Source organism: uncultured Brachyspira sp., from assembly GCF_934747485.1.
Lineage (GTDB): Bacteria > Spirochaetota > Brachyspiria > Brachyspirales > Brachyspiraceae > Brachyspira.
Window position 1 is genome coordinate 1 of record NZ_CAKVGN010000105.1, and the last position, 6,002, is coordinate 6,002.

A 6,002-nucleotide genomic window follows, 5' to 3' on the forward strand; every position below is an offset into this window, starting at 1 on the left:
AAAGTTGAAAAACAATTGGAAATTATATATAATTTAGCAAAAAAGGAGCTTTTTTAGTTATCTAGGACAGCCCCAAAGAAAATTATGAAAATTGTAAAAATGAACTAAACGAAATATTTAAACCTATATTTAATAAACCAAATCAAGAATTAAAATTAAATATTGAAATTGATGATGAAATAAAGTTTTTATTAAAATTATTTGAATTAGTACATTATCATAATGGTGATAATAAATTATATTTAAATCAATTAGGAAGAGGAAGAGGATATTATCTATATCCATTTATAGATTTTTTGGCATTTTTATATGATAAAATTAATAATACAAAATCTCAAGGTTTTAATACTAATATTATTATTTTATTTGATGAGCCAGAAGTATTTTTATCTCCATTTTTACAACGTCAATTTATGGATCATTGGTTATCTATATTTAATAATAATCAAGACTACAAAATTATTAATAACATTATAAATATAATAACTGATGATAATGAGGAAATAGACTATAAAATTACTCCTATATTCTTTGTGTCCACACATTCAGCACATATAATACCGCATTTGGAATTAAATGAAAAAAATAATAGATTATCTATACAAAGACTTTATTATGATAAAGAAAATACTGTTAAAGTTGCATCTCTTGATGAAGAGGAAGCAAACTTAAAACAGTTTATGATTTTTGATAGAAATATATTAGAGGGACTTTTTGCTAAAAAAATTATACTAGTAGAGGGTGATACAGAAATTGGATTTTTACCTTCTTGTTTAAATGTTAATGGTATTAACATTCATCAAGAACATATATATATTATTAAAGCGGCACCAAATAATTTTCCAAGTCTAGCAAAAATATTCTCAAAATTAAAAATACAAACATACATAGTTACAGATAGAGATTGTAAAAATGAATATATAGAAGAAAAAATAAATAATAAAATATACATAACATATATGAATCAAAAATATGGATATGTTGATAAAAGAGTTTATAATTTATATGAAAGTCTAAAAGATTGTAATAATGTAAAAATTTTTGTTTCAGATTATTGGGATTTTGAGGAAAGCATTTTAGTATGTATAAAACTATACTTTAAAAATATATATAAAAATATATGTAAGAATGCTAATAAAAAAACTAATAATAAACCTATAAAAAAAATACATGATAAAAATGCTGAAGATAAAGAATTTACTAAAAAGTTATTATATATGAGAAAAAAACATAAAAATATAAAAGATAATTACAGATTAATAAAAAAATAATAAAAGAAAATTTAAAACTAAAACAAGATGAATATAAAAACGTAGAAAAAATAGATTTTGGTAATATGAATAGAGAAGTCATAAAAAATGCCGCTGAAGAAAATTATAAACTTCCTAAATATATAATTGATTTAATAGAAGAATTAAAAAATGATAAATAATGATAAAATTAATAAAATATTAGAAAAACACAAAGATGATAAAGAGCAGTTAGACTTTATAACATCTACAGAACAATCTCTTACAATTGCTCCTGCTGGATATGGTAAAACAGAAATGTTGATCTCAAAACTTAACTATATCATAGAAAATAAACAAATTAAATATCCAAAAAGAATTCTAGTTTTAACATTATCTAATGTGGCAAAACACACTATTGAAAGCAGATTAAATAATAATCAAATTATAGACATATATAACTTTCATAATTTAGCAAGTAGAATTTTAAGACTTCAAGGTAAACAATATTTAAATATAGATTATAAATATGAATATGAACATAATAATCTTGAAGATGAAATTAAAGATAAATACAAGAAAATTATTGATAAAATAAACATAGAATTTCCTAATATTCAATTAAATCATAAAAATATGCAAAAATATATAAATAATATCAATACCCAAAAAAAGATATATTATGAGGATGTAATATGTTTTGCAATAGTTCTATTAAATAATTTCAATATAAATGAAATATATAAAAATTTATACAGTTATATTTTTGTAGATGAATGTCAAGATATAAATTTATTGCACTTTATCTTATTAAGAAGTATTGCTAATAATGAATATAATAAAATATTTTTTTTAGGAGATACATTTCAATCTATAATGAAATTTGCTGATGCTTTAGGTGAACAAATTGAAGATTTATTAAAGAAATATTTTAATATGACTAAAATTATAGAATTACAAAAAAACTATAGATTAGAAGGAAGAGAAAATATATCTAATTTCCAAAAAAATATTAGAAATTATGATAAAAAATTACAAATAGAACTTGATGAAGATTTTCAAATAAAAAGTTTTAATTACTTTGAAGAAGAGATATCATTTATTAATAATCAAATTAATAAAATTATTTCTGAAAATAAAAAAGCTAAAATAGCAATACTTTTTTCTAATCAATTTTATTTTAATGATGATAAAATCTTAAATTTGTTATTTGAAAATTTAATAAAGGAAAATATAGAATACATAAATATATTAAAAACCGAAAAAGAATTAAATACAATAATGAAAAATGTATTCAATATAGCAACAAATATAAAAATATTAAATTATAATAATCTTCTTAAGAAGATACAAAATTATTATGATAATGACATATCAAAATTAATAGAAGGTTATAGAAACTATTGTTTAAAGTTTGGAATAGATTTTAATACAATAATAGAAGTTCTAAAAGAAAAAGATTTAATAAAATATGCCCCTTATTGCTCTGTAAATGTAAATATATTAAATATACATAAAGCAAAAGGGGCAGAATGGGATTATGTTTTTATCCCATTTTTAAATAAAAAACAATTCATATATAAAAAAAATTGTAATAAATGTAATAATATATGTTACAATCATATAATTGATATAAATGAAGAATTTTATCAAGCTTTTTATGTAGCAATTACTAGAACAAAATATGGTTTATATATAACTTCAACAAAAAATAACCATTCTTGTTTATTTTATCATTCATTAAAATTAATTAATAATAATTATTAAACAAAAAAGGCAGCCATTACTCATAGCCGCCATTTTGATATTTAAAAAATTATATTATTTTTTTATTTCACTGCCTCAGCACATCTAGTACATAACTCTTTATGCTCAGTTCCTACACTCTCATAATGTCCCCAACAGCGTACGCATTTTTCATGACTAGCTTTCTCTGTCTTAACGAAAGAAACTCCGCCCTCTATAAATGTGTCGTCTTTGCTGTCAGAAAGTGTTACTTTACTTACAATAAATATCTCGTTTAAATATTTTTCGTATTTAGCAAGCAAGTCTTTAGTTGATGATTCTTTAGTGCATATTGTTATATAAGCCTCTAAAGATTTTCCGATTGTGCTGTTATCTCTAGCTCTTTCAAGTGATAATAACACATCATCGCGTACTTTAAGAATTGAAGCCCACTCATTTTCTAACTCTAAATCAATTAAACTATCATCAGCTTTAGGATATAACTCTAAATGTACAGAAGAAGCATTTTCTCCTTTGTAGTATCCCCAAACCTCATCAGTTGTGAAAGGAAGTACAGGAGCTATTAATTTTACTAATACATCTAATATCTCAACAAGTACAGTCTGAGCACTTCTTCTTGAAAGAGAATCTTTTCTATCACAGTATAATCTGTCTTTTATAATGTCAAAATAAGTAGCAGAAAGCTCAACAACACAGTAATTTATAAGTCTTTGATAGAACAAATGGAACTCATAACCATCGCAAGCCTTATCAGCAACTTTTATAAAACTATGAAGTCTTGATAAAGCATATCTGTCTACAGGAAGTAAATCTTTAACTTCAACCTTTTCTTTGCTGTAATCAAAATCAGAAATGTTGCCTAACAAATATCTGAAAGTGTTTCTTATTTTTCTATAGTTGTCAGCAATAGCCTTCATCATGTTATCACCAACACGTGCATTGTGAGTGAAGTCTTCGCTTATACACCAAAGTCTTAATATATCAGCACCATATTTGTCAATAACTTCCAAAGGTGAAACAACATTGCCCGCACTTTTATGCATAGCTCTGCCCTGTTCGTCTAAAGTCCAACCATGAGTTACAAGCTCTTTGTATGGAGGTATTCCTCTTATAGCCATAGAAGGCCAAATTGCAGCTTGGAACCAACCTCTGTATTGGTCGCCTCCCTCTAAATATATATCAACAGGGAAAACTCCGTCCAAATCTTTATTAGTTTTTTGTGATGCAAAAGATGATACACCAGAATCAAACCAAACGTCCAAAATATCTTCTTCTTTATCAAAATCACAGCTTCCGCATTCACATTTAGTGCCTTCAGGAAGTAAGTCTTTAGCCTCTAATTCAAACCAAACGTCCATTCCTTTAGTTTTTACTATTTCAGCAAAATGCCTTGTAGATTCTGCAGTAAGCAAAGTTTTGCCGCAGTTCTTACAATAGAATGCAGGTATAGGTACTCCCCAAGAACGCTGTCTTGATAAACACCAGTCAGGGCGATTTTCAAGCATTTTTTTCATTCTCTCATGTCCCCAAGCAGGATACCATTTTATATTTTCTAAAGATTTAACTGTTCTCTCATCTATATTATCATGTGTCATATTCATAAACCACTGAGAAGTAGCTCTGAATATCAAAGGATTTTTACATCTCCAACAAATAGGATAACTGTGAGTAACTTTCTCTTTATAGAATAATGAACCGTTATTTTCAAGTATTTCTACTACTTTTGGATTTGCATCTCTTACTTTCATTCCCTGCATCTCTGGAAACTCGCTTGTATATCTTCCAGCTTTATCTACAGGACAATATATTTCAAGCCCATAATTCATACCTGTCTGATAGTCTTCCATACCATGACCGGGAGCAGTATGAACAACACCAGTACCTGAAGTTGCCTCAACATAATCAGCAAATACAACAACAGATTTTCTGTCTTTTATAAATGGATGAGCTATTTCAAGTTTTTCAATCTCTTCCATAGATATAGGAATAATATCTCTGCCTTCTGATTTCATATCTTTTTTACCAAGAACAGTATCAACTAAAGAAGTTGTCATTATCGCATATCTTCCGTCTATCTCAACAGCCACATACTCTAAATCTCTATTGAAAGCACAAGCCATATTTGAAGGCAATGTCCAAGGAGTAGTAGTCCATATCATAACATCAACATTTCCGTCTAATTTATCATTGATTTTATTTAATACTGGAAATCTCACATACACACTTGTAGAAGTATGGTTTTCATCATATTCTATCTCAGCTGCAGCCAAAGCAGTTTCACAGTCCATACACCAGTGGATAGTTCTAAGTCCTTTATATATATAGCCTTTCTCTACCAACTGTGCAAATACTTCAACTATTTCAGATTCATATTCAGGCGACATAGTAAGATAAGGATTTTCCCAATCCCCCATTACACCAAGTCTTTTAAACTCTTTTCTCTGAATGTCAATATATTTCTGAGCATAAGCACGGCATTTTTTTCTCATTATAAATTTAGAAGTTTCTTTATATTTATCTCCCAAACTCTCTTGTACTTTTAACTCTATAGGCATACCATGACAATCCCAACCCGGAACATAAGGAGAATCAAATCCCTTAGCAGATTTATATCTCACAATAATATCTTTAATAATTTTATTTAATGATGTTCCAATATGAATGTCTCCATTCGCATAAGGCGGTCCATCATGTAAAATACATTTAGGAGCACCTTTTCTTAATTCTCTAAGCTTTTGATAAAGTTTTTCTTCTTCCCATTTTTTTATTATTTTGGGCTCTTTTTCCTTCAAACCAGCTTTCATAGGAAAAGCGGTTTTAGGTAAATTGATAGTAGAACTATAATCCATCTTAAACTTGCTCCATTTTTTAATTTTCTTTAATATTTTTTTAATATATAAAGATATTCAATTTTATACTATAAGTAAGATTTTTACAAGTTTTTTTATTTTGTTAAGGAGTGTGAGATATTGGACATTTTTTAGTATAAAAAAGCAGTATCCTTGTTATAATATTTTTGATATAGAA

At 26.4% G+C, this 6,002-nt stretch carries 3 protein-coding genes; 2 read left to right on the forward strand and 1 reads right to left on the reverse strand.

Translation table 11 applies throughout. The features are described 5' to 3' along the window. Positions 1–296: 296 nt before the first annotated feature. Together Q0H31_RS12745 and Q0H31_RS12750 are read left to right on the forward strand one after the other, a co-directional pair. Entirely contained in the window at positions 297–1,271 is a 975-nt protein-coding gene (locus tag Q0H31_RS12745; protein WP_295298769.1) for a TOPRIM nucleotidyl transferase/hydrolase domain-containing protein, read from the forward strand. Between the two features lie 150 nt (positions 1,272–1,421). Further along, positions 1,422–2,996, forward strand: a complete 1,575-nt coding sequence (locus Q0H31_RS12750; protein WP_295298771.1) for an ATP-dependent helicase — start codon at positions 1,422–1,424, stop codon at positions 2,994–2,996. A gap of 62 nt (positions 2,997–3,058) precedes the next feature. On the opposite strand, the gene ileS is transcribed toward Q0H31_RS12750, so the two are convergent. Then, entirely contained in the window at positions 3,059–5,824 is a 2,766-nt protein-coding gene (gene ileS / locus Q0H31_RS12755) for an isoleucine--tRNA ligase (protein WP_295298773.1), read from the reverse strand. Positions 5,825–6,002: the final 178 nt, after the last annotated feature.

Bases quoted from the DNA above. Each gene is read 5' to 3' on its own strand.
- ileS (WP_295298773.1), bottom strand. From the start codon at position 5,824: ATGGATTATAGTTCTACTATCAATTTACCTAAAACCGCTTTTCCTATG.
- Q0H31_RS12750 (WP_295298771.1), top strand. From the start codon at position 1,422: ATGATAAATAATGATAAAATTAATAAAATATTAGAAAAACACAAAGAT.